The organism is Caballeronia zhejiangensis, from assembly GCF_022879815.1.
Taxonomy (GTDB): Bacteria; Pseudomonadota; Gammaproteobacteria; order Burkholderiales; family Burkholderiaceae; genus Caballeronia; species Caballeronia zhejiangensis.
On the sequence record NZ_CP084286.1, the window covers coordinates 381,366 to 402,874 of the forward strand.

Sequence of the window (21,509 nt, forward strand, 5' to 3'; positions counted from 1 at the left end):
CAAGAGCGGGCGATGAGCCCGAACAATCATGCAATCCGACATGTTGAAGCTGGCCCGTGAATCCGGAATGACCGTTCTGCTCGACGGCAGGATCGGACAGCAGGCGTACATGAGCGTCAGCGGATCGGCGGATGCGCTGCAAAAATTCGCTCACGACGCGCACGCTTCGCTATCCAGGGAGCCGCGACGCAAGGCACGCGCGGCACGCTCGCCCAGCCTCAATTCGCTCGTCATGGCGCGTATGCGCGAGTGCATCGCCGCACGCGCGTTTCGCGGCGTCGGCACGCTGCATCGCCGCCGGCAGACCCCGCGCGGAGCACGTCCTACGTTAAGATCCCGCTCTTCCACTGCGCGATGCGAGCCACAATGAGCGAGCGATGCTGCATCATGGCCGTCAGCGTGTCTTCGAGCGTGCTGAGCAGCCTGACCGCATCCGTCGTGTCGTGTCCGCCGGAGCGCAGTTGCTCGATGATCTTGCGCTGACGCTCGATGCGTTCCTTGCCTTCGTTGATATCGCGATCAGCCTGGACAAGCGCCAGGCTCTCCGCTTCGAGATCCATTCGATCCTCCGTTTCCCGTCAGTTCGTCAGTTCGCGGATGAAGATGCTGTCTGCACCGCTTCGCGCAACAATTCGACGAGACGTTCCGCTTCGTCGATGCGCGCCTGCTCGATTTTTATCTGATCTTCATTGCCCGACCGCTCCGCCCAGCGCTGCCGCTCTTTCGCAAAGATGACGCGCTCGTGCACCGCGCGCATGGCCGACCAGATCGCCGTCTCCGAACGCGCTTCGATGCCCTCCTCCAGCGACAGCCCGGTGAACGCATGTCCGGTATGGCAGCGATAGCGCATCGGATGATCGTCCTTGATGCGCCACAGCGCGCCGCCGCAATCGGGACATGTCAGCGCCGACCGCTCGCCGACTTCGTCGAGCGAATCGATATCCGACAGGCGGCTGGCTGCGAGGCGAGCCTCTTTCTCGAACACGTTCTTGTTCATCTGCGCTCCCTCGGAAGCTTCGTCGGACGACATCCCGTGCACCGCCGCCTGAATGCACCGCGAGAGTTCGCGCTCGACACACAGCAAGTCGGCGCCGCACGATTCGAGTGCGGCACGCGGCATGCTCGGCGCTTCGCAATCGTCCGGATTCTGCACGATGGCGAAACCGCGTTGGGCGCGGATGTTGGCGAGACCGGCGGCGCCATCGTCGAGATCGCCGCTCATCACGACGCCGACGACACGCGCCCCGTATTCCATCGCGGCACTGCGAAACAGCGGATCGGCGGCGGGCCGCGAGAAGTTTTCCTTCGCACCCTCGCTGAGCCACACGCGCCCTTTCGACAACACGAGATGCCGGTCCGGCGGCGCTACACGGATGGTTCCATGTTCGACCTTTTCGCCATGCGTTGCATAACGCGCGATCAACCGTCCCCAACTCGTGAGCAGGTCCGGCAGCATGCTGGCGTGACGGCCGATATGCAGCACGACGAACACCGCAGCCGGAAGATCGGCGGGAAGCGCGCTAACGAGCGCCCTAAGTCCCTGAAAACCGCCTCTCGATGCACCGATCACCACGATGTCCCGTTCAGCCATAGCGCCTCCTGTCTGATCTGGGAAGCAATCGGCGGACCGGCGCCGGTGCTTCAGCCGCCGCGCTCCTTCTCGCGCCCCGGCTCGAGCAATACATCGAGTGTATGAAGCAGCTCCGAAAAATCAACCGGCTTGGTCAGATGCGCGTCGAAGCCCGCCTGACGGGCCGCGCGCTTATCCTCGTCGCGGCCGAACCCCGTCAGTGCGATCGCCTTCACATCCGCGAGCGTCGTGTCTGCGCGCACGCGCCTGATGAACGTGTAGCCGTCGATGCCGGGCAACTGGATATCCGATATCACCGCATCCACGGAACCCTTGCCGAGCAGTTCGAGACCCTGCTCGGCGCTCGATGCGATCTGCACCGACGCCTGCTCGAGCTCGAGCAGCGCGGCGAACGATGCGGTCGCTTCGACGTCGTTGTCGACGAGCAAAAGGCGCGCGCCGCTGACGGGCCGCGCGCGGTCCTCGCTGCGCGGCGGCACGGCCTGTTGCGTCGCGGCGGCGGGCAGCCAGACCGAGACCGTCGTGCCGCGGCCGAGGCCATCGGAACGCGCCTCGATGCGCCCGCCGTGCATGTCGACGAGCTGCTTCGCGAGTGCAAGGCCGATGCCGAGCCCGGACGATGTCGGATTGCGCCCGCCTTGCCGGTACATGTCGAAGATATGCGGCAGCGCGGACGCCTCGATGCCCTGCCCGGTATCCACGACATCGATACGCACCATGCCGCCGTCGCGCGCGATCCGCAGATCGACGGAACCGCCGCGATCCGTGAACTTCAGCGCATTGGAAACGAGGTTCCAGAGAATCTGCTCGCAACGCACAGAATCGGCGAATGCGTAGATCGGCTCCGCGCGATTGCTCGCGAGCAGCGCGATTCCACGTTGCACGGCTTCCGTTTCGGCGACATCCGCGATGCGCGCGAGTACGCCCGCGACATCCACCGGCGCGATGCTCAGCGCGAGCTTGCCGGTGCGAACGCGCGAAAGATCCAGCAGATCGTCGATGATCTGCGCCTGCCCGCGCACCGCGCGGCGGATCGAATCGGCGGTTTCCTGCACCACTTCGATACCGCGCGTTTCCGGCAGGCGCGGCAGGATTTCCGCCTTCATGCCGATGAGATTCAGCGGATGCTTGAGTTCGTGCGACAGCATCGCGATGAAGTCGTCCTTCAACTGGTTCGACAGCGACGCCTTCTCGCGCTCGGCGTGCTCGTGCGCGAGCGCTTCGCGGTTGGCGTCCTCGCGCATTTTGCGCTCGGTCAGATCGCGCGCGATCTTCGCGTAACCCGTGAACGACGGATCGGAGATCGGCGTCACCACGCCGCTGCAATACACGCGGCGTTCGTCGCGCGTGATGTGCCAGCGTTCGTCGTCGGCGCGTCCGTCGCGTTCCGCGAGTTCGCGCTCGTTCGCCGGCACGTTCGCCGCGCGGTCTTCGGGCGAGTAGATGAGCGAGATGTTCCTCCCGACGACTTCCTTCTCCGAGAAGCCGAAGATGCGCTCCGCGCCCGCGTTCCAGGTGACGATCGTGCCGTTCGGATCCTGCACGATGATCGCGTAGTCGGCGGTCGATTGCGCGACGAGCCGCAGACGCTCTTCGCCGATGCGCGCCGTCTCTTCGGCCACATGCCGCGCCGTGACGTCGATGAGCGTGAGCACCGCGCCGTCGATGCGGTCATCGGCCGTGCGGTACGGCAAGAGGCGCATCAGATACCATTTGCCGTCGTGGCTCTCGACTTCGCGCTCGATGAGCTTGAGCGTATCGAAAGCCTGCTTCACGTCGTCCGCGAGCGAGGAATAGCGCAGCGAATGCGTGATGTCGAAGAGCGAGCGGCCGATATCGACGTCGATCAGCTTGAACACGCGCGTCGCGCTCGTCGTAAAGCGCTTGACGCGAATCTGCTTGTCGACGAACACCGTGGCGATTTCCGTCGCCGCGATGATGTTCTGCAGGTCGTCGTTCGCCTTCGCCGTGTCCTCGACGCGCGCCTGCAATTCGGCGTTGACCGTGGTCAGTTCCTCGTTCACCGATTGCAGTTCTTCCTTGCTGCTTTCGAGCTCTTCGGTCGCCGAGCGCAGCTCTTCGTTGATCGCCTGCAATTCCTCGTTCGACGCCTTCAGTTCCTCGACGGTCGTCTCATGCTGCTCGATCGTCGTCGCGAGTTGCTCGCGCGTGTGCTGCAGTTCGCGTTCCAGTTGCAACAAGAGCGGATCCTGGCCGCGTTGCTCGGGCAGTCCTTCGTCGGCCATGTGCTCTTGCACCTCGTCGAACAATACGAGGAAAAAGTCGGCGTTCACGCCGGTGTCATGAAATGGACGCACCGTCATGTTGACCCAGACGGCGCGGCCGTCCTGAGTCAGCTTGACGCGCCGCGCCTCGACGCTGCCGCCCGTCTGATGCGCGCGAAAGAGCGTCGTGCGCAGGTCGAGCCGCAACTCGGGCAGCACGAGCGCCATGATGTTTGAGGACAATTCGCCGCCGCCGTGCCGCAGGAATCGCCCGGCCGTCGTGGACAGATGCACGATGTTCGAATCGCGATCGACAACGACGCTAGGCGGCGCATATTCTTCCAGCACGCGCTGATGCAGCGCCGCGAAGGAGAAGCTGCGGCGCTCCGGCGTTTCGGGCCCGGCGGCCATGCTCACCGGCGCGGCGGTCGTCATCAGCTCTTCGCGCGGCCCGATGTTCGTGGGGCCGAGCGAAGGAAACGAGACCGGCGGCTTCACGCGGTTCAGCACGGTGCGCGCGCGATAGATGCGGCTCTTCTTGTCCACGATGGTGAAAAGATCGTCGGCGGTATCGGCGGATTCGGCCGTGCCGAGAAAGAGATAACCGCCCGCCCGCAGCGCGAAGTGAAAGAGCTCGAGCACTTGCCGCTGCACCGCGCGATCGAGATAGATCAGCACGTTGCGGCAGGAGATCAGATCGAGATGCGAAAACGGCGGATCGCGCAGCAGGCTGTGCGCGGCGAACAGAATGCGCTCGCGCACCGATTTGACGATCTGGTAGCGTCCGCCTTCGTGCTTGAAATAGCGGCGCAAAAGCTCAGACGAGATATCGGTCGCGATCGAGCCGAGATAGGAGCCGCTGCGCGCCTGCGCGATGGCGGGCTCGTCGATATCGGTGGCGAAGATCTGATAGGTCGCCTCGAAACCGGCGGTTTCGCGTGCCTGCGCGAGCATGATCGCGAGCGAATAGGCTTCCTCGCCGGTCGAGCAGCCGGGCACCCACACGCGTATCTGCGACTCGCCCTTGGTCGCGTCGAGCAACTGCGGCACGACATCGCGCCGCAGCGCGTCGAACGCCTCGCGATCGCGAAAGAACTGCGTCACGCCGATCAGCATGTCGGCGAGCAGCGACGTGGTCTCGTCCGGATTCGAGCGCAGATGATCGCGGTATGCGCCGATATCGCGCAGCCCGTTCACCTGCATGCGCCGCTCGATGCGCCGCAGGATGGTCGCGCGCTTGTAATGACGGAAATCGTGTCCGGTGCGAACGCGCAGCTGCATGAGGATATCGCCCAGCGCGCGCTCGGCGCTGCCCGCCGTGGGCGGCGTTTCCTTCTCGGCCGCTTCGTTGGCCTCGGCGATCGGCAGGTGGATTTTCTTGGCGTTGTTCCAGAGATCCAGCAGCTTCTCGGGCATCTCCGCCGCCGGCAGGATGAAATCGACCTGGCGCGTGGTGATCGCGTGTTGCGGCATTTCGGCGAAATGCGCGTCTTCCGGTTTCTGCGCGACGGTGATGCCGCCCATCTCCTTGATGCGCGAGAGTCCCGCCGCGCCATCGGAGCCCGAGCCGGACATCACGATGCCGATCGAACGCGTGCCGTGCGCCGAGGCGAGCGTGGCGAAAAAGTGGTCGATGGTCGTGGGCGCGCCGTTGGCGGCGCGATCCACCGCACGAAGATGACCCTCCGACATTTCCAGATGCTTGTCGGGCGCGTTGATATAGATATGATTCTTCTCGATGGCCGTGGTCGCGGAGACCTGCTTGACCGGCATGTCCGTCACGCGTTGCAGGACTTCATCGGCGCGGCTCAGGCGATCCGCCGGCAAATGCACGATGACCACGAACGCCATGTCCATTTCGGCCGGCGCGTTATCGAAGAAATTGAGCAATGCTTCGATGCCGCCCGCGGACGCGCCCATGCCGACTACGGCGAAAGGCAAGGGTTCGAAGTTCTCGGATGCCGCCGCCTTCGATCGACTGCTGGTCATGTCTCCGAATCCTCCGGGTTCATCCCTTGTTTCCGATCACCGCGCATATTGTTTGAGTTCACTCGTGAGCCATGTCGTTGTAATGAAAACGCGGCGCGGGACGCGCGTCGCGCCTCTTGAGGCATCGATTGTAGTGTACGCAACGCGACCATTCGGCGCGCGGGTTTCAATTCGACGCGTTTGGCACGCGTCGTCAGACATGGAAGCATAAAACCGGCCGCTGCGTCAGGACACGCAGGGAGAGAAACGTCGCCCGGAGACGAACCGTGCGTCGCGCTACTTCGCGTCGTTGGCGGCGAGCGGCTCGGGTCCGTCCGGAGCCTCGATGACCGCATGCACCGCGCGCTCTTGCGGCGGAGCGGCGTGCGCGTTGCGCAAGCGCATGATGGTCTGCCGCGACGTGTTGAGCGAGCGGGCGATCTCGGTCACGGTGAGGCCGGCGTCGAGACCGAGCATCGCCTGACGTTGCTGCGCTTCAGAAAGCGAACTCGGGCGGCCCTGCGCGACGCCACGCTCCTTGGCGGCGCTCGCCGCCTCGCGCGCGCGGCTGCGGCGCGTGACGCGTTCGAGCTCTTCCGCGAGCCGCAGCGTCTCAACGAACGCGAGACCTTCCTTCGAGCACAGATCGCTCTTGCCGTACGCGAGACAGATCGTGGCGATGCCGCGCCGCTCCAGCAGGCCGATCGTCGCGACGACGTCCTGCACGCTGTTGCCGAGACACCAGAGTCTCGTCGTGATCATCGTGTCGCCCGCCTGCAGCCGTCGCAACGCGCGCTGGAACGCGGGGCGCGCAGCCGCGGCGATCGTGCAGCTGCAGCGCTCGACGAAGACCGCGCTCATATCGACGAGAAAACCCGCGGAGTCTATCTCCAGCAAGTCGCGCTCGTGGGTCGGTACACCTCTGCTTTCCTCGAAAACGTATACGACGGTTGCCATCGGTTCGGCCTTTTTCCGGTGCAAAGATCGTGCGCGAGCCATAACGGACAGACGCACGGATGCCTGCAGTATGACAGTCCGAAACGCGCGTTCAAGGTACGAAACCCGTTATTTTCGGACTTTCGGACGCAGTCGAAGGAACGAGCGGGATCCCGCTCGACTTGTTTCGAAACGATGCGAACGATCGTTTCAGGCGGCGGCTGCGGAATGCCACAGACGGCGGTCCACCTCGTCCTTGCCCGCGACGAGCGCGAACGCACGGGCTTCCTCGACGGACGCGAAATGTCCAAGCACGCCCGTCGCGCGCTGGGGCCCTCCGGTGTCGGAGATGATCGTCATCGCGGCGTAGAGACCGCCGTCGAATGCGGCCATCGGCATGATGACGAAGCCGCGATAGGTGACCTGAGGCTGGTTCATGGCGTGCCCTCTCTCTTTATCTAATGACCGTCCCTTGCTCTTTCGGGCAGTGTGAATGCCCGTAGGCTGTGCGCAGATTGTCCATCAGAAGAATGAGCCGACGATCAGGGGAAACCATAATCAAATATCGTACGAAAGTAATCCCTTTAGGCGGCACGACCGTACGTTCACAACTCCGGGCGCGCCAGGTCGGCCTTCACGAGCTCGTCGCCTCGGTCGAGCGCGGCGGCGACCGCGGCCGCCTTCGACGGAAACGGACCGATGCTGTCGGCGCCGTCGAATGGAAACAGCAGCTTGCCGTCGGTTTTGCGCACGACCTTGAGCGTGCCGAAAAAACCGCTTGCGCTGCTGCCCCGGTACGAGGCGTAAATTTGAAAGTCGTCCTCGCTGGTTCCGGGCGTAGGCGTCATCGTGCGCGTCGGATACAGGACCAGCTTAGGGCGTCGGCCGCTCGATTGATTCACTGGAATCACCGCTTCTCATGTCGATGATTCATTGTGGGACACCGCACATGCGCTCATCGTGTACTTAACGCATCCCTTCGCGCCGCTGTTGCGAAGGGGGTCGACGGCATGTCCATTGCTGCATGCCAAGACCCGAAAACCGGGCGACTTGCGCATAAACCGTGCGAAGTCCCGATGCCCGAGACCGATAACAAGAACGATGAAGGAAGCGCAAATGCGGGCCACCATCCTCTCCCACGAAGTACCGTCGGAAGTATCGTCCGTGGAGGTGCATCGCTTCAGCTTCAGGATCGACGACGAGCCGTCGCGACCCATGACCGAATTCATATCGCTGCGCACGGCGCGCGTGCTCGTGCAGCACTTCGAGGATGGCAACGCGTTCATCCGGATGCTGCGGGCGATCGTCGCCGCGCGTCGCGACGAATACGACGACCTGCTCGGACGCGTGTATACGGATCATCCCGGCTGAAAGGATCAGCGGCGCGCTTCGGTCGCCATTCTCAACGCGAGGCCGGCGAGCACGGTGCCCATCAGCCAGCGTTGGAACAGCAGCCATGCGGGCTTGCGCGCGAGAAAGAGCGCGATGGTTCCGGCGGTCATCGCGACGATCGAATTGACGGTGATGCTGAGGATGATCTGCACGACGCCGAGCACGAGCGACTGGCCGAGCACGCCGCCGTGCGAAGGATCGATGAACTGCGGCAACAGCGACAGATACAGCACCGCGATCTTCGGATTCAGCAGGTTGGTGACGAAGCCCATCGTGAAGAGCTTGCGCGGGCTGTCGATCGGCAGATCGCGCACCTGAAACGGCGAGCGTCCGCCGGGCTTCACGGCCTGCCACGCGAGATAGAGCAGATAGAGCGCGCCGCCGAAGCGCAACGCGTCATAGGCGAAGGGGATTGCGATGAGGAGCGCGGTGATGCCGAACGCCGCGAATAGCATGTAGACCACGAAGCCGAGCGCGACGCCGCCGAGCGAGATGAGTCCTGCGCTGCGGCCCTGACAGATCGAGCGCGAGATCAGATAGACCATGTTCGGCCCTGGCGTGAGCGCCATGCCGAGCGCGACCAGGGCGAAAGCGAACAGTTGCGGCGTATGAGGCATCGACGGACTCCGGCGGAAATAATGTCGATGCATTCTGCCGCGCGGTTTTCCACGACGCCAGATACGGAACCGGCGTCGCCCGTCGATACACTTCGTGTTTAACGCATGCCGCCGCTTGCAATGAGACTTTCGCCGGTCATCCAGCGCGCGTCGTCGGATGCGAGGAACACCGCGATCGATGCGATATCGTCCGGCTGACCGAGACGTCCGAGCGGCGTTTGCGCGAGCGCGGCCTTGTCGAAGTCGGAATCGATGATGCCCGCGCTATGCGTGCCTTCGGTCACGACGACACCCGGATTGATCGAGTTCACGCGAATCTTGCGCGCGCCCAGCTCGCGTGCGAGCACGCCCGTGATCGCATCGACGGCGCCTTTGGTGCCGCTGTAGACCGCGCTCGTCGGCGGCGTGATACGCGTCACGACCGAACTCACGTTGATGATGCTCGCGCCTTCGCCGAGGTGTTTCGCGGCGGCTTGCGTCGTCAGCAGCGTGCCGAGGACGTTGATATTGAACTGTCTATGAAAGTGCTCTTCGGTGATCTCTTCGAGCGCGGCGAATTCATAGACGCCCGAGTTGTTCACGAGGATATCGAGGCGTCCGTAGGTCTCGATCGCCGCATTCACGATGCCCTGCGCATCGGCCGCTTTCGACACGTCGCCGCCCACGGCGATCGCCTTGCCGTTCGATGCCGTGATCTCCGCGACGACTGCATCCGCGCCCGCCTTGCTGCTCGCATAATTGACGACGACCGACGCGCCTTCTGCCGCGAGCGCCTTTGCAATCCCGGCTCCGATACCTTTCGATGCGCCCGTGACGACCGCGACCTTGCCTGCGAGTTTGCTCATGATGGAATCCTTGAAGAGGTTATTTAATGCCCGGATGCGCCGTTGCGTTTTGCAAGAGCGGCGCGACAGGATGAAATGTAGCCATCTCCGCCAAGGCGATAAAGCAGCGTAGAGTGAAAAGACTTGAGGCCTCACGCGAATAATCGATCGGAGACGGCGCATGAATACGACTATGCCTCGCACGGACGTTCAGTTCGCCGGTCAGATTCCCGAGCTTTACGAGCGGCTTCTCGTGCCGATGCTCTTTGCGCCCTACGCCGAAGATCTTGCAGCGCGCGCGGCGGCGCTCGCTCCATCGCGCGTGCTGGAAACGGCAGCGGGCACCGGCGCCGTCACGCGCGCGATGGCGCTTGCATTGCCCGCTCATGTCGATATCGTCGCGACCGATTTGAATCAGGCGATGCTCGATCGCGCCGCGACGACGCCCATCGGACGCACCGTGACATGGCGGCAGGCGAACGCGTTGCAGTTGCCTTTCGACGATGCAAGCTTCGATATCGTCGTCTGTCAGTTCGGCGCGATGTTCTTTCCCGACAAGCCCGCGGCTTTCGCAGAAGCGCGTCGCGTGCTGCGGCCGGGCGGCGCGCTGCTCTTTAACATATGGGATCGCATCGAAGAGAACGCGTTTGCCAATACGATCACCGATGCACTCGGCCATCTCTTTCCCGATGATCCGCCGCTTTTCATGAAGCGCACGCCGCACGGCTACTTCGATCGCGGAGCGATTTCACGCGATCTCGCATCGGCGGGCTTCGACGCGATGCCGCGTTTCGAAACCGTCACGCGACGCAGCCGCGCATCGTCGGCGCAAGAGGTCGCGCTCGCCTATTGCCAAGGCACACCGTTGCGCAACGAGATCGAATCGCGTGCGGGCGCGAGTCTGGACGAAGCGACATCGATATGCGCGCAAGCCATCGCCGCGCGCTTCGGCTCCGACTATCCGGACGGGAAGATTCAGGCGCACGTCATCGAAATCCGGCGCTAACCGAGCACGCGTCCGAGCCATGCAATCAACGCATCCGGCGAGCAACGCGCGCTTCTACAACCGATATGTCCGTCCGGCCGCACGACCCACGCCATGCCGTTCTTCGCGCCGAAGGCATCGGCGAATTCGCGCGCTTCGTCGCTCAACGTCCGATACGCTTCACACGCAGGCACGAACGACGCCGCCTTCGCAACGTCCGGCGACACGATCAGCACCGCGCTCGCCGCCGTGCCGAGTGCGGCGCGCCACGCATCGACCGTTGCAGCGAACGCGGCGACGCGTGCGCCATCGGCATCGTCATCGATATAGCCGATGAGCGTGTGACGTCCGCGTCCGAGATGATCGTGCAAGCGCTGCGCATGACCGATGAACGCCTCCACGAGACCGCCGGCTTGCGGTGCACGATCGCCGGGCGCGGGTAATTCGGGCGTCATGTCGATGGTTTCGTCTGCAACTATCGAGCTGCTGCCGCGATAACTCACCAGCAATTGCGTCTCGCGCATCGCGGGCTTGATCTCGCCGTGCGCGAGAACCGTGTTCAGCGCGCGGCTCGTCGATTCGACGACATCGAGCCCGACTGGCCGCCGCTCCGCTTCGTAACTGTCGAGCAGCGTCTGACTCGCGAGACCGCGCGACGCGAGCGTGAGTTTCCACGCGAGATTGTGGACGTCCTGCAAGCCCGTGTTCATGCCCTGCCCGCCGACGGGCGGATGAATATGCGCCGCATCGCCTGCGAGAAACACGCGGCCGCGCGAATACTGCTGCGCGATCCGGTAACTCACGCGATACACCGACGACCAGCGCATCGACGAAAGCCGCGTGCCCTTCGGCAGGACCGGCAGCATGATGCGCTCGATCTCGTCGAAAGCGGGCGTGGCGTTCGGCGCGTGTCTGGCGGCATCGTCGGGAAGCAGGACCATCGACAGACGATAGCGATGCACCGAACCGCGCACCGGCAACGCGGCGAGCGTCGTCGATGCGGCCCTGTCCTCACCCGACACATTGAAGCGATACATCCTTCCGCGCGGCAGATTCCAGTCGACATCGACATCGGCGAGCATGAAGGTCTGCGGATACTGATCTCCTTCGAACGCGACGTTCAGATGACGACGCACCGTGCTGCGCGCGCCGTCGCAGCCGACGAGCCAGCGGCATCGAACCGTGCGGCTCTCGCCACATGCGTCCTGTACGCATGCGTCGATGGCATCGGCCGATTCGCTGAAATCGATGAGCGTCGCCCCGTATTCGACGTGCCCGCCGTTGCGCGCGAGCGCCGCTTCGAGAATGCGTTCCGTCTCGAACTGCGCGAGCGAGAGCGCGCCGTACGGCAGCCCGGCGCGCGGCACTTCGGCGCTGAACGCGGGCGCGCCGTCCTGATACGTGTCGGCGCCGGTCAGCCACACGCCCGCATCGATCGCGTCGCGCGCGATGCCGATATCCTCGAAAATCTCAAGCGTGCGCGCCGTGACGCCCAGCGCCTTCACGAAAAACGCGCGCTCGTCGTGTGCATCGATGATGCGCACGTTCACGCCATCGCGGCGCAGTTCGGCAGCCAGCATGAGGCCGACGGGCCCCGCACCGGCGATCAGCACATCGGTCGAATCGAACATGATGCGTTTTCTCCTGAGGAAACCGGCGAATGTCATCGACTGCCGTCAGGGAGAATAACCGCTGGATGCGCGCTCGTGGCGATGTGCATCAACCGGCGAGCGGCCCGAGACGCATGCCGATCGCGCAGCCCGCCGCGATCACGAGAAGCACGGTCGCGGCGATCGTCGCGTAGAGGAAATCGCGTTGCCGCGCGAACACGGCGAGCATCAGCACGACGCGCAGCACCGGCAGCAAGATGAAGAGCGCGACGCCCGCCGTCAGAAGTTTCGTGCCGGCGAAGAGACCCGCGCCGATCAGCGCGCACGCGGCCCACGTGCCGCACGTAGAAAACCGGCGAGCAGGCGATCGAGCGTTTTCGGCGTGAGGTCTTTCATCGCAGCAGATCGATACCGATGCCTTGCATGAACATCTGACAGGCGACGAGCAGCAGCATCGACAGAAACAGCAGGCGCAGGCGCTCGCCGCGCACTTTCATCAGCACGCGCGCGCCCGCGATCGCGCCGATCACCGAGCCGAGCGCGACCGGTCCCGCGATCGCGCTCACGATCTCCCCGCGCAGAAAATACGCGCTCGCGCTCGCGGCGGCCGTGACGCCGATCATGAAGTTCGACGTCCCCGTCGATACCTTGATCGGCAGACGCAATGCGTTGTCCATCGCCGGAATCTTCAGGATGCCGCTGCCGATGCCGAGCAGCGCGGAAACGAGTCCTGCCGCGTACATCAACGTGAGGCCGACGGGCACGCGGCGCACTTCGTAAGGGATGTCGCGACGCAAGGTTCTGTCGGGATAGCTGGAATGAAGGCCGAGCGCGGCGGCGAGTCCGTTCGATGGAATCGGCCCCGACGTGCCCGCCGGATCTTCGCGGCGGATGAACATCTGCCACGCCGACACCAGCAGCACGCCCGCGAAGAGGAAATCGAGCGCGGCCACCGGTACGAAGCCCGCGACGAACACGCCCGTCAGCGCGCCGAGCGTCGTGCCGGTTTCGAGTACGACGGCGAGCCGCACGTTCGTCAGACCGCCGCGCAGAAACGCGGCCGCGCCGCCGCAGGAACACGCGATCACCGACACGATGCTCGTGCCGATGGCGGCGTGCATGTCGATATGGAAGAACATCGTCAGGATGGGCACGATGAACAGGCCGCTCGCCATGCCCAGCATGCCGCCCGCCGCGCTCGCGCCCAGGCCCGTGCAAAAGAGCCAGAATGTGGCTTCGAAACTCATCGTCAAAGCATCGGTGAGGTATCGCCAAGAAATCAATATAACATGTTATGACGAGCGGCAAAAGCCGACGATGCGTGGTCTCGCGCTATGATTGCCCATTGCACGACGACAACGACAGCCAACATGGCCCGACGAAGCAAACAGGAAGACATTCAGGCGGAGACTCTCGACACGACGGATGAGGACGCGTCATCTGGCGGCGGTTCCAGCTATCTCGTGCCGGGCCTCGAACGCGGCTTGCGCATCCTCGCCGAATTCTCGGCGCGCGAGCCGGTGCTGGCCGCGCCGGAGCTCTCGCGGCGCATCGGCATTCCGCGCACGACGACGTTCCGTCTGCTGCAAACGCTCGAAGCGCTGGGCTTTCTCGAACGCGTGAACGGCGATCGCAGTTTCCGGCTCGGCGTCGCCGTGCTGCGGCTTGGGTTTGAGTACGTCAACTCGCTGGAGCTGACCGATTTCGGCACGCCGATTCTCGAACGTCTGCGCGATGCGACCGGACTTTCGACGCATCTGCTGATCCGCGATCAGCGCGATGTCGTGTTCGTCGCGAAAGCGCAGAGTCATGAGCCGCTGTTCAGCTCGGTGAAGGTGCATGTCGGTACGCGTCTTCCTGCACATGCGACCGTGCATGGTCATGTGCTGATGGGCGATTTGTCGATGGCCGCGCTGAAGGCGCTTTATCCCGAGGCTCAACTGGAGAAGTATACGGAGCGGACGCCCGCGACTATCGAGGAGCTTTACGAACGCGTGGAAGAATGTGCTTCGCTCGGGTATGGGCTCAGTGAAGCATCGTTCGAGCGGGGGATTTCGGTCGTTACTGCGCCCGTACGGGATCATTCCGGCGCGATCGTCGCGGCGGTGGCGGCGACCGTGCCGCGGTCCGATATCGGCGCCGATGATGAGAAAGCGCGGCTTGTCGCGAAGGTATGTGGCGCTGCGGTCGAGCTTTCCATGCGGCTGAATTATCGGCCTTCTGAGGGGGATCGTACTGTGGGGCGCGCTGCGAGTGCTTGAGGTTTTCTCTCGCCGGATCCCGTTTTCTTTTTGGTCTATTAGCACTGCCCCTGTGCGGGGCGGCGGTCACTTTCTTTGCTGCAAAGAAAGTAAGTTTTCTTGTCTACGAGTTTAATATTAAAAGAATTTCTCGACCGTCGAATACCGCGAGCGTACACATTGCTAGACACTAGGAGTGTCGAGCAAAGACGCCGCATCGACGCTTTCGCGCATTCCGCCAAGTTCGGTCCTGAGACAAGCCGCGCTTGTTACGTCGCGCATTTCATAGACGCTGTCTTCATGGTTGCGCATTATGTCGACGGTTCTTTGAAGCGTGCGAAATAGCAGTCGCATGGCAGCGATACGTGGATCGAGTGTAGAAGGCTCGGAATACGCTGAGGAAGGTTGTCGCCGTGAGGATGCGTGTGAGACTGCCGATTGTTTTTGATGTAGCACCGGTCTAGCTCCTGTTTTGGACAAACCCGGAGCCGCCCCTGTCTCTCAGTTGGGGGGGTGGAAACAATGACAGGGTTGGAAGACCGGGACGCTACACCATTGCCAGCAACCCTCGCGGGTTCCCTGCCACGTCCCGCTCTTAGGCCCGACAAAGCATCGAGCGCCGTTGGTCAGATGGCGCACGTGGTCTAGCTGCGCTCCATGTCGAAAGAGCGCGACGAACGTCAGCCGGCATTGCGCGGGCTCACGGGTGCAGAGTGTCTTCAAAACCGCCGAGTCCTGGCTGGCGCTACCACGCGCCAGCGATGTAATTATGCGTCGCACCTGCGCGAAATCATTTTAAGAGAAATCCGACCTTGTATTGCTGCTTCTTGGCAGTGTCTTTGGCCTAAGGGTTTTTTTTGCTTCCTCTCGAAATAATTCCCGCCTACGTTTCGCCGGTCGTGCGCTGAATCCGTATGCGCCCGATTAGATAGGAATGTTTATCAGGCCATGGCCTGACAGCATCTCGATGCAGGGAATCCGAATGGAAGCACAATCAAAGCGATCCACCGCCCTCGCGCGCTGGATCACGGGCAGGCAGAACTACTATCTCAAGGTGCGAGGCGCACCGCCGAGCGATGGCCTCTCGATCATCTCCGTCAAGGCGATCGAGCGGCTAGGCAGTCCGTATCACATCACGATTGAACTGACTGCCAATGTGGAACTGGCGCGCGCCGACTATCTCGGGCACAACGCGACATTCAGCATCGAGCCGTTACCCGGCGACGGCACGCCGCGCGAGTGGAACGGCAACATCACGCGCTTTACGCGAACTCGCAAGACGCGCGACTTCTGCGCGTATCACGGCTCGGTGGGGTAAGGGAAATGGTCGAGCGTTGATGCGCGGCTCGACCTTCGCGACGAGCACCCCAAAGGCCCGCCTCGCGCGGGCCCCTACTTATGCGCGCTCGACGTCCTCGCTCGCTTCGTGTTGCGCCTCGCCGCCGTCCAACTCGCGCAGTTCAACGACGCCTTCAGGTTCCGTCGCGTAGACTTCCGCCTCTCCCGGCGTGAGCGTCGAATCGTTCAGCGTGTCACCGTCCACGATGACCCGAATATCTGAAACTGCCCTGGTTCTCGATATGCACCTTCATTGCTTTGTGTCCTTGGGGTTAGCGTTGCTGCGGGTGGATGAGCCGATCGATCGAGTTCGAGCCGCTTTCATGCTCAGGTAACTGCACGCCGCCGTGTCCGCCCGTATTGGCGATGGTGTTGTGATCGCTTCTATGTAGACGAGCGTGCACCTGTGAAAAATAAGCGCGGCTAGCAGAGCTGCGGCGTAGCGGATGCACATAGCAGAGCGACGCTTTACGAGAGCGCTCCGAAAGCCTTCCACGTTCCCGGCGTGCCTGCTGCGGTGCAGGTTCACCCGGCGACGGCTGTTCCGGCTGGGTTGCTATTGGTCATGGTGTCACCGATGACCCACGTTCCGGAGGTCGGCGGAGCCGTGCCTCGCAATACGCGCTGCCCGGGCAGCCGGTTCCCGCTGTCGAAGGACTGAAATGGCGCTACCGCTGTCGTACTGTCGATAGCTCAATTCCGAACGGCATAGCGGGCACACTGAAATCGTTGCCCGCGACATCAGCGAGTGCCACGGCCCCCGCTTGAAGATTGATAAGCCCAATCGGATATTGCGTATCGCCTGGGTAGGTCCGCACGTTCCCCATAATCGATAGCTTGCTGATGGTCACAGTTGCGCTCGTCGAGGAAGCGCCAACCGTGACCGCGCGCTCGTCGCTCGCGCCCGAGCTGTTGACGTTCAGAATGGCGTTACCGTCAACAACGATCGCTTGAACTGTGCATGCTGCCGCTGGCGCACACGCGACACAACCCGCAACTTCGCACTCTGCGATGGAAAGCAAGGTTGAGCGGGTCGGCTTCGCCTTCATCGGTTCGCGAGGAGATGCTCGATGTGCCCGTCGAAGCGTGCCGGGTTCGGGCCGCTGCGCGAGCCGCGCATCGCCGCCCAATCCAGAACCTGACGGACCGTACCATTTCCGTGGTAATGGTTAATTTTGCAAAGAAAGTAGGCGCCGCCCCGCACAGGGGCAGTGCCAATAGACCGACGCGAACACGGGATCCGGCGAAAACCAAAACCAAAACCAAAAAATCAAAACGAGTGATGAATCCCCGCCAGCACGATGACCTGATTCGCCGTACTCGACACCCCAGCGGTAAAGAAAGCCGCCTTCACCCCCCCAGTAGCATGCTCATAAAGCGCATTGACATAAAGCTGCGTCGACTTCGACAACATATAGATATCGCCGATTTCGAACTGCGTCCATCGTCCGCCCGCGAACGTCGTCGTCGCCGCGCCGCCCGCGATCCAGTTCCACGCGACCGGTTTAAAGGTCAACCCCGCATCGTATGACTGAAACGTATCGGACTGCCCGTTCGATTGCAGCTTCACGCGCGTATAAAGCGCATGCACGACGAACTTGCCGATCTCATACGACGCACCTGCGCCCATCTCCTCCTGCTTGTCCGCCATGTAAGTCGCCGCCGGCTGACCCTGAAACGTCGTCAGACCGGTCGTCGCGATCGCGGGCGTGCGATTGTGCTCGTTCGAATACGTGGCCGCCGCCTTGAACGGACCGTTCGCATACGTAATGCCGAAGCCGTAGTTGCGGCCCGTCGAGAAGTTCGTCGTGTTGCCGAGGCCCATCATCGCGCCCGCAGAGAAGCCATAGAAGTTCGCCGAGCGGGATTTCACCGAGTTGTCGTAGGGCACCACGCCCGTATCCGCCAATTGATCGATGTTGCCTGGATGGAACGCGTACCAGCTCGCCGCGAGATACGCGGTCGATAGCGGTCCGAGCATGTCGAAGCTGAACGGCGTCTGATGACCGAGCGTCAGCGTGCCGACGTTTTCCTGCTCGAGCCCGAGATACGCCTGCCTATTCCAAAGCGTGCCCGCCTTCGCGAAGTTGCCCGTGTTCGTGTAGAAGCCGTTCTCGAGTTGCGCGACGGTCTTGAGCCCGCCGCCCAAATCCTCGACCACGCGAAAGCCCCAGCGATCCGGCTGCATGTTGCCCTGCTCCTCCATCCACTTCGGATGGCCGCCGACGTTGTTGATATACGCGATGCCGGCATCGAGACTGCCATAGAGCGTGACCGTGCTTTGCGCGGCCGCACCGGTCGCGACCCCGGCCCCGATGAGCCCCGCTGCGATGATGTGCTTCACCCTTCGTTCTCCTGATCGTGTGGTTCGAGCGCGGGCCTCGCCCGCTTTCCTGTTCCTGCTGATCGCAGTTGTTGCCCTTCCCCCAGCAAGACGTCCCGCCACTCGTTTACGTTCCATATCTGGATCAACGTCCTGCCTATGGAAAGTATAGTGAGCTTTCCCGCGCCAAAAAAATAAATTTGTGATGAAGCCGGGTAGACCCTGAGACGACGCGCACACGGCGCATCTGCCGGGCAAAAGGGCTTACGGATCAATGACAAACGGGCGTTCTTACTTCATCCGCGAGCTTTGAACCGCGTCGACTTAAGTGTTTTCACCTAGATATCTACTTTTATATTTTTTCCGAGCCAGTCGACTCCTATAATCACCATACACGAACTGTCGTTCCTTTAGTGGAACACAGACGAACCAGAGGAAAGGGTGAAAGATGTCTGAACAATGGCGCTGCGCCGGGCATGCCGGCGATCTGTCGGAAGACGCACCAATCGAATTCAAGCTCGATGACGGCGCGGAAATCGGAATCTACAAAGTGGGCGACGCGCTGTATGCGCTCGAGAACGTCTGCCCGCACGCATATGCGTTGCTGACGCAAGGCTTCGTCGATGGCGACACCGTCGAATGTCCGCTGCACGAAGCGGTGTTTCACATCCCCACGGGCAAATGCCTGAAAGAGCCCGGCGGCCGCGACCTGAAGACGTATTCGGTGCGCCTCGCCGGCGAGGAAATTCAGATCAAGGTGGCGTGACATGGAAAAAGTCGTGAACTTCAACCCGCATCTCAAGCCGTGGCTCGCGCCGCAGCCGAACAACGTCGCCGGCAAGGGCGTGATCGAAAAGCCGGGCGAGACTGAAAGCTTCATCTGGCAGACGCGCAAGGCCGAGCCGACGCAATACGAAAACGACTTCGGCGATGCGCTCGAACGCGTCTTCGAAGCGGGCGCGCTGGAACTGGAACAGGTGGTCGCGGGCTTGAACAAGGACGGTTTCCGCACGCCGGAAGGCACCGCATGGACCGCCGACCGCCTCGCCGCCGAACTGCGCACGCTCGCCGAATAAAGAAGGAGCTTCTTCCCATGACGTCCCCTCAGCAAACAACCGCCGCCGATCCCGTTCAGGCCTATCTCGATCGCGGCTTGCGCAATTACTGGTATCCCGTGGCGCCGAGCTGGCAAGTGGCGAATGCGCCCATCGGCTTGACGCGACTCGGCGATCAGATCGTGCTCTGGCGCGACAACGAAGGCAAAGTGCATGCGCTCGAAGATCGCTGTCCGCATCGCGGTGCGCGTCTGTCGCTCGGCTGGAATCTCGGCGGCAGCGTCGCGTGCTGGTATCACGGCATCGAAGTCGATGGCAGCGGCACTGTGCAGAAAGTGCCCGCCGTGTCCGCGTGCCCGCTCGAAGGCCAGAAGTGCGTGAAGTCGTACCCCGTCGAAGAACGCGCGGGCGCGATCTTCCTCTGGTTCGGCGACGACGCCAACAAGGAACCCGCGCCGCTCGTGCTGCCCGAAGAACTCGTCGCCGAGGAATACGCGAGCTTCCTGTGCATGTCGCACTGGAAGTGCAATTACCAGTACGCGATCGACAACGTGATGGACCCGATGCACGGCGCGTATCTCCACGCGACATCGCATTCGATGGCCGAGGGCGACAAGCAGGCCGACATGCGCGTGCGCAAGACCGAAACTGGCTTGATGTTCGAGAAGGTCAATCAGCGCGACGTGAACTTCGACTGGGTGGAGCTCGGCGAAACCGGCTGCCTGTGGATGCGCCTCGCGATTCCGTACAAGAAGAAGTTCGGGCCCGGCGGCAACTTCGGGATCATCGGTTTTGCTACGCCCGTCGACAACGACAACTGCCAGGTCTACTTCTGGCGCACGCGCAAGGTCTCCGGATGGCAGCGCGATGCGTGGCGCTTCCTGTATCGCAATCGTCTCGAAGGACTGCACTGGGCCGTGCTCGAACAAGACCGCTATGTGCTCGAAAGCCTGGCGCCGAACGCACGCGATCACGAATTCCTCTATCAGCACGATGTCGGCATGACGCGCGTGCGTCGCATGTTGAAGCAGCGCGCGCAGCAACATCTCGCCGCGCTCGAAGCATTGCCGAAGAACACGGAGCACGCTCATGCGTGATGCGTCGAAAGCGCTCGACGGCCGTCGCGTGATCGTGACCGGCGGCGCTCGCGGACTCGGCGCGGCCTTCGTGCGCGCGCTCGTCGGGCAAGGCGCGCACGTCGCGTTCGGCGATGTGCTTAGCGAAGAAGGCGAAGCACTTGCGCGCGAACTGCGTGACGTGCACTTCTTCCCGCTCGATCTGAACGAACCGCGAAGCATCGCCGAATTCGTCGAACAAGGCACGAATGCGTTGGGCGGTCTCGATGCGCTCATCAACAACGCCGCGATCACCAACTCGGGCGGCAAGTCCGCCAGCGAGCTCACACCGCAAACATGGGATGCGGTGATGAACGTGAACGTGCGCGGCACTTGGCTGATGAGCGTCGCGTGCCTGCCGCATCTGAAGGATTCGGGACGCGGCGCGATCGTGAACATCGCATCCGATACGGCGCTGTGGGGCGCGCCGAAGCTGCTCGCATACGTCGCGAGCAAGGGCGCGGTGATCGCGATGACGCGCTCGCTCGCCCGCGAGTTCGGCGCGGACAACGTGACCGTCAACGCGATCGCGCCCGGCCTCACCGAAGTGGAAGCCACCGCATATGTGCCCGCCGAGCGTCACGAGTATTACCTCAAAGGCCGCGCATTGACGCGCGCGCAAGTCCCCGACGACGTGAACGGCCCCGTGCTGTTCCTGCTCTCGGATGCGGCGCGCTTCGTAACGGGCCAGTTGCTGCCGGTGAACGGCGGCTTCGTGATGAATTGATTCGCTCTATTTGATTGGAACCTGGAGAAAGCAATGGCCGATGCAGACATCGAACGCAAGTCGTGGGATCAGCCCGCCGAAGCGAGCTTCGCACAATGGATGGACACGCGCGTCGCGCGCCTCGAAACGCGCCGTTGCGACTGGGACGCGCTCAAGTTCCAGGCCGACTACGACCCGAAGTATCGTCGCGCGCAGATGCGTTATGTCGGCACGGGCGGCACGGGTGTATCGAAGGACATGAACACGATTCCCGCAGGCAGCTTCACGTTTTCGACGATGGTCATTCCCGCCGGCAACATCGGGCCGAGTCATATTCATATCGACGTCGAAGAGATTTTCTTCGTGCTGCGCGGAAAGATGAAAGTCGTCTGCGAGAAGGACGGACAAACGTGGGAAGCCGTGCTCGGCGAGCGCGATCTCATTTCCGTGCCGCCGGGCGTGTATCGCACGGAGATCAACATCGGCGAGGAAGACGCGCTGATGTGCGTGATGCTCGGCGCGCCGAAACCCATCACGCCGACGTATCCGCCGGATTCGCCGCTGGCGAAGTTGAAGCGCTGAGG

Annotated in this window: 23 protein-coding genes; 10 read left to right on the forward strand and 13 right to left on the reverse strand. The window is 62.7% G+C overall.

What is annotated here, in order from left to right; translation table 11 throughout:
- Window positions 1-28: 28 nt before the first annotated feature.
- Entirely contained in the window at window positions 29-370 is a 342-nt protein-coding gene (locus LDZ23_RS27925) for a hypothetical protein (RefSeq protein ID WP_081851799.1), read from the forward strand.
- Here the strand turns inward: LDZ23_RS27925 and LDZ23_RS27930 are convergent.
- The 6 genes from LDZ23_RS27930 to LDZ23_RS27955 all read right to left on the reverse strand — a co-directional run bounded on the left by LDZ23_RS27930 (window position 324) and on the right by LDZ23_RS27955 (window position 7,568).
- Window positions 324-560: a hypothetical protein gene (locus LDZ23_RS27930; protein ID WP_008345957.1), complete on the reverse strand. Its 237-nt coding sequence runs from the start codon at window positions 558-560 to the stop codon at window positions 324-326. The two genes, LDZ23_RS27925 and LDZ23_RS27930, sit on opposite strands and share 47 nt — an antisense overlap.
- 26 nt (window positions 561-586) lie before the next feature.
- On the reverse strand, window positions 587-1,591 hold the full coding sequence (locus LDZ23_RS27935) for a chemotaxis protein CheB (RefSeq protein WP_008345959.1): 1,005 nt from the start codon (window positions 1,589-1,591) through the stop codon (window positions 587-589).
- A gap of 50 nt (window positions 1,592-1,641) precedes the next feature.
- Window positions 1,642-5,805, reverse strand: coding sequence for a CheR family methyltransferase (locus LDZ23_RS27940; RefSeq protein WP_008345961.1), 4,164 nt, complete (start codon window positions 5,803-5,805; stop codon window positions 1,642-1,644).
- A gap of 276 nt (window positions 5,806-6,081) precedes the next feature.
- Window positions 6,082-6,741, reverse strand: coding sequence for a recombinase family protein (locus tag LDZ23_RS27945; RefSeq protein ID WP_051078960.1), 660 nt, complete (start codon window positions 6,739-6,741; stop codon window positions 6,082-6,084).
- 189 nt (window positions 6,742-6,930) lie between these two features.
- Window positions 6,931-7,158, reverse strand: a complete 228-nt coding sequence (locus tag LDZ23_RS27950) for a hypothetical protein (protein WP_008345964.1) — start codon at window positions 7,156-7,158, stop codon at window positions 6,931-6,933.
- Window positions 7,159-7,325: 167 nt separating this feature from the next.
- Entirely contained in the window at window positions 7,326-7,568 is a 243-nt protein-coding gene (locus tag LDZ23_RS27955; protein WP_033536913.1) for a DUF6723 family protein, read from the reverse strand.
- 268 nt (window positions 7,569-7,836) lie between these two features.
- Here LDZ23_RS27955 and LDZ23_RS27960 point away from each other — a divergent pair, with 268 nt between their 5' ends.
- Window positions 7,837-8,091, forward strand: a complete 255-nt coding sequence (locus tag LDZ23_RS27960; RefSeq protein ID WP_144403779.1) for a hypothetical protein — start codon at window positions 7,837-7,839, stop codon at window positions 8,089-8,091.
- A gap of 5 nt (window positions 8,092-8,096) precedes the next feature.
- Here the strand turns inward: LDZ23_RS27960 and LDZ23_RS27965 are convergent, their stop codons facing one another.
- Together LDZ23_RS27965 and LDZ23_RS27970 are read right to left on the reverse strand one after the other, a co-directional pair.
- On the reverse strand, window positions 8,097-8,729 hold the full coding sequence (locus tag LDZ23_RS27965; protein ID WP_008345968.1) for a LysE family translocator: 633 nt from the start codon (window positions 8,727-8,729) through the stop codon (window positions 8,097-8,099).
- A gap of 98 nt (window positions 8,730-8,827) precedes the next feature.
- Entirely contained in the window at window positions 8,828-9,574 is a 747-nt protein-coding gene (locus LDZ23_RS27970) for a glucose 1-dehydrogenase (protein WP_008345970.1), read from the reverse strand.
- 160 nt (window positions 9,575-9,734) lie between these two features.
- Here LDZ23_RS27970 and LDZ23_RS27975 point away from each other — a divergent pair, with 160 nt between their 5' ends.
- Window positions 9,735-10,559, forward strand: coding sequence for a class I SAM-dependent methyltransferase (locus LDZ23_RS27975; RefSeq protein WP_008345972.1), 825 nt, complete (start codon window positions 9,735-9,737; stop codon window positions 10,557-10,559).
- Here LDZ23_RS27975 and LDZ23_RS27980 read toward each other — a convergent pair.
- From LDZ23_RS27980 to LDZ23_RS27990, 3 genes are all read right to left on the reverse strand, one after another.
- Window positions 10,556-12,169, reverse strand: a complete 1,614-nt coding sequence (locus tag LDZ23_RS27980) for an FAD-dependent monooxygenase (RefSeq protein WP_008345973.1) — start codon at window positions 12,167-12,169, stop codon at window positions 10,556-10,558. The two genes, LDZ23_RS27975 and LDZ23_RS27980, sit on opposite strands and share 4 nt — an antisense overlap.
- A gap of 88 nt (window positions 12,170-12,257) precedes the next feature.
- The gene (locus tag LDZ23_RS27985) at window positions 12,258-12,395 is read right to left on the reverse strand and encodes a hypothetical protein (RefSeq protein ID WP_235366310.1); all 138 of its coding nucleotides are present in this window, start codon (window positions 12,393-12,395) and stop codon (window positions 12,258-12,260) included.
- Between the two features lie 145 nt (window positions 12,396-12,540).
- Window positions 12,541-13,395 (reverse strand): sulfite exporter TauE/SafE family protein, encoded by an 855-nt coding sequence (locus LDZ23_RS27990; protein ID WP_008345977.1) that lies wholly within the window; start codon window positions 13,393-13,395, stop codon window positions 12,541-12,543.
- Window positions 13,396-13,518: 123 nt separating this feature from the next.
- Between LDZ23_RS27990 and LDZ23_RS27995 the strand changes: the two genes are divergently transcribed.
- Together LDZ23_RS27995 and LDZ23_RS28000 are read left to right on the forward strand one after the other, a co-directional pair.
- Entirely contained in the window at window positions 13,519-14,409 is an 891-nt protein-coding gene (locus LDZ23_RS27995; RefSeq protein WP_008345979.1) for an IclR family transcriptional regulator, read from the forward strand.
- 961 nt (window positions 14,410-15,370) lie between these two features.
- A complete protein-coding gene (locus tag LDZ23_RS28000; RefSeq protein WP_008345981.1) occupies window positions 15,371-15,706 on the forward strand; it encodes a contractile injection system protein, VgrG/Pvc8 family in 336 nt (111 codons plus the stop codon).
- 78 nt (window positions 15,707-15,784) lie between these two features.
- On the opposite strand, the gene LDZ23_RS28005 is transcribed toward LDZ23_RS28000, so the two are convergent.
- Together LDZ23_RS28005 and LDZ23_RS28010 are read right to left on the reverse strand one after the other, a co-directional pair.
- The gene (locus LDZ23_RS28005) at window positions 15,785-15,931 is read right to left on the reverse strand and encodes a hypothetical protein (protein WP_008345983.1); all 147 of its coding nucleotides are present in this window, start codon (window positions 15,929-15,931) and stop codon (window positions 15,785-15,787) included.
- A 1,065-nt stretch (window positions 15,932-16,996) separates the two neighbouring features.
- Window positions 16,997-18,070 carry a porin gene (locus LDZ23_RS28010; protein WP_244808269.1) on the reverse strand — a complete coding sequence of 358 codons (1,074 nt, stop codon included), beginning with the start codon at window positions 18,068-18,070 and terminating at the stop codon, window positions 16,997-16,999.
- A 427-nt stretch (window positions 18,071-18,497) separates the two neighbouring features.
- Here LDZ23_RS28010 and LDZ23_RS28015 point away from each other — a divergent pair, with 427 nt between their 5' ends.
- Genes LDZ23_RS28015 through LDZ23_RS28035 form a run of 5 tightly spaced genes read left to right on the forward strand, consistent with a single transcriptional unit; the run spans window position 18,498 to window position 21,507 of the window.
- Complete coding sequence (locus LDZ23_RS28015; RefSeq protein WP_008345991.1) at window positions 18,498-18,815, forward strand: non-heme iron oxygenase ferredoxin subunit; 318 nt, start codon at window positions 18,498-18,500, stop codon at window positions 18,813-18,815.
- Between the two features lies 1 nt (window position 18,816).
- Window positions 18,817-19,125, forward strand: a complete 309-nt coding sequence (locus LDZ23_RS28020; RefSeq protein ID WP_008345993.1) for a recombinase-like helix-turn-helix domain-containing protein — start codon at window positions 18,817-18,819, stop codon at window positions 19,123-19,125.
- A gap of 17 nt (window positions 19,126-19,142) precedes the next feature.
- On the forward strand, window positions 19,143-20,201 hold the full coding sequence (locus tag LDZ23_RS28025; protein WP_008345995.1) for an aromatic ring-hydroxylating dioxygenase subunit alpha: 1,059 nt from the start codon (window positions 19,143-19,145) through the stop codon (window positions 20,199-20,201).
- On the forward strand, window positions 20,194-20,946 hold the full coding sequence (locus LDZ23_RS28030; RefSeq protein ID WP_008345996.1) for an SDR family oxidoreductase: 753 nt from the start codon (window positions 20,194-20,196) through the stop codon (window positions 20,944-20,946). The genes LDZ23_RS28025 and LDZ23_RS28030 overlap by 8 nt, the downstream gene beginning before the upstream one ends.
- 33 nt (window positions 20,947-20,979) lie before the next feature.
- A complete protein-coding gene (locus LDZ23_RS28035; protein ID WP_244808270.1) occupies window positions 20,980-21,507 on the forward strand; it encodes a cupin domain-containing protein in 528 nt (175 codons plus the stop codon).
- The last annotated feature ends 2 nt before the right edge of the window (window positions 21,508-21,509 follow it).

Excerpts from the sequence above, each read along its gene's own strand:
- LDZ23_RS27935 (WP_008345959.1), bottom strand. The coding sequence starts at position 1,591 with ATGGCTGAACGGGACATCGTGGTGATCGGTGCATCGAGAGGCGGTTTT.
- LDZ23_RS27945 (WP_051078960.1), bottom strand. The coding sequence starts at position 6,741 with ATGGCAACCGTCGTATACGTTTTCGAGGAAAGCAGAGGTGTACCGACC.
- LDZ23_RS28030 (WP_008345996.1), top strand. The coding sequence starts at position 20,194 with ATGCGTGATGCGTCGAAAGCGCTCGACGGCCGTCGCGTGATCGTGACC.
- LDZ23_RS27940 (WP_008345961.1), bottom strand. The coding sequence starts at position 5,805 with ATGACCAGCAGTCGATCGAAGGCGGCGGCATCCGAGAACTTCGAACCC.
- LDZ23_RS27970 (WP_008345970.1), bottom strand. The coding sequence starts at position 9,574 with ATGAGCAAACTCGCAGGCAAGGTCGCGGTCGTCACGGGCGCATCGAAA.
- LDZ23_RS27975 (WP_008345972.1), top strand. The coding sequence starts at position 9,735 with ATGAATACGACTATGCCTCGCACGGACGTTCAGTTCGCCGGTCAGATT.
- LDZ23_RS27990 (WP_008345977.1), bottom strand. The coding sequence starts at position 13,395 with ATGAGTTTCGAAGCCACATTCTGGCTCTTTTGCACGGGCCTGGGCGCG.
- LDZ23_RS27925 (WP_081851799.1), top strand. The coding sequence starts at position 29 with ATGCAATCCGACATGTTGAAGCTGGCCCGTGAATCCGGAATGACCGTT.
- LDZ23_RS27955 (WP_033536913.1), bottom strand. The coding sequence starts at position 7,568 with ATGACGCCTACGCCCGGAACCAGCGAGGACGACTTTCAAATTTACGCC.
- LDZ23_RS27995 (WP_008345979.1), top strand. The coding sequence starts at position 13,519 with ATGGCCCGACGAAGCAAACAGGAAGACATTCAGGCGGAGACTCTCGAC.
- LDZ23_RS27960 (WP_144403779.1), top strand. The coding sequence starts at position 7,837 with ATGCGGGCCACCATCCTCTCCCACGAAGTACCGTCGGAAGTATCGTCC.
- LDZ23_RS27930 (WP_008345957.1), bottom strand. The coding sequence starts at position 560 with ATGGATCTCGAAGCGGAGAGCCTGGCGCTTGTCCAGGCTGATCGCGAT.
- LDZ23_RS28000 (WP_008345981.1), top strand. The coding sequence starts at position 15,371 with ATGGAAGCACAATCAAAGCGATCCACCGCCCTCGCGCGCTGGATCACG.
- LDZ23_RS27980 (WP_008345973.1), bottom strand. The coding sequence starts at position 12,169 with ATGTTCGATTCGACCGATGTGCTGATCGCCGGTGCGGGGCCCGTCGGC.
- LDZ23_RS28015 (WP_008345991.1), top strand. The coding sequence starts at position 18,498 with ATGTCTGAACAATGGCGCTGCGCCGGGCATGCCGGCGATCTGTCGGAA.
- LDZ23_RS27950 (WP_008345964.1), bottom strand. The coding sequence starts at position 7,158 with ATGAACCAGCCTCAGGTCACCTATCGCGGCTTCGTCATCATGCCGATG.
- LDZ23_RS28020 (WP_008345993.1), top strand. The coding sequence starts at position 18,817 with ATGGAAAAAGTCGTGAACTTCAACCCGCATCTCAAGCCGTGGCTCGCG.
- LDZ23_RS27965 (WP_008345968.1), bottom strand. The coding sequence starts at position 8,729 with ATGCCTCATACGCCGCAACTGTTCGCTTTCGCCCTGGTCGCGCTCGGC.
- LDZ23_RS28025 (WP_008345995.1), top strand. The coding sequence starts at position 19,143 with ATGACGTCCCCTCAGCAAACAACCGCCGCCGATCCCGTTCAGGCCTAT.
- LDZ23_RS28035 (WP_244808270.1), top strand. The coding sequence starts at position 20,980 with ATGGCCGATGCAGACATCGAACGCAAGTCGTGGGATCAGCCCGCCGAA.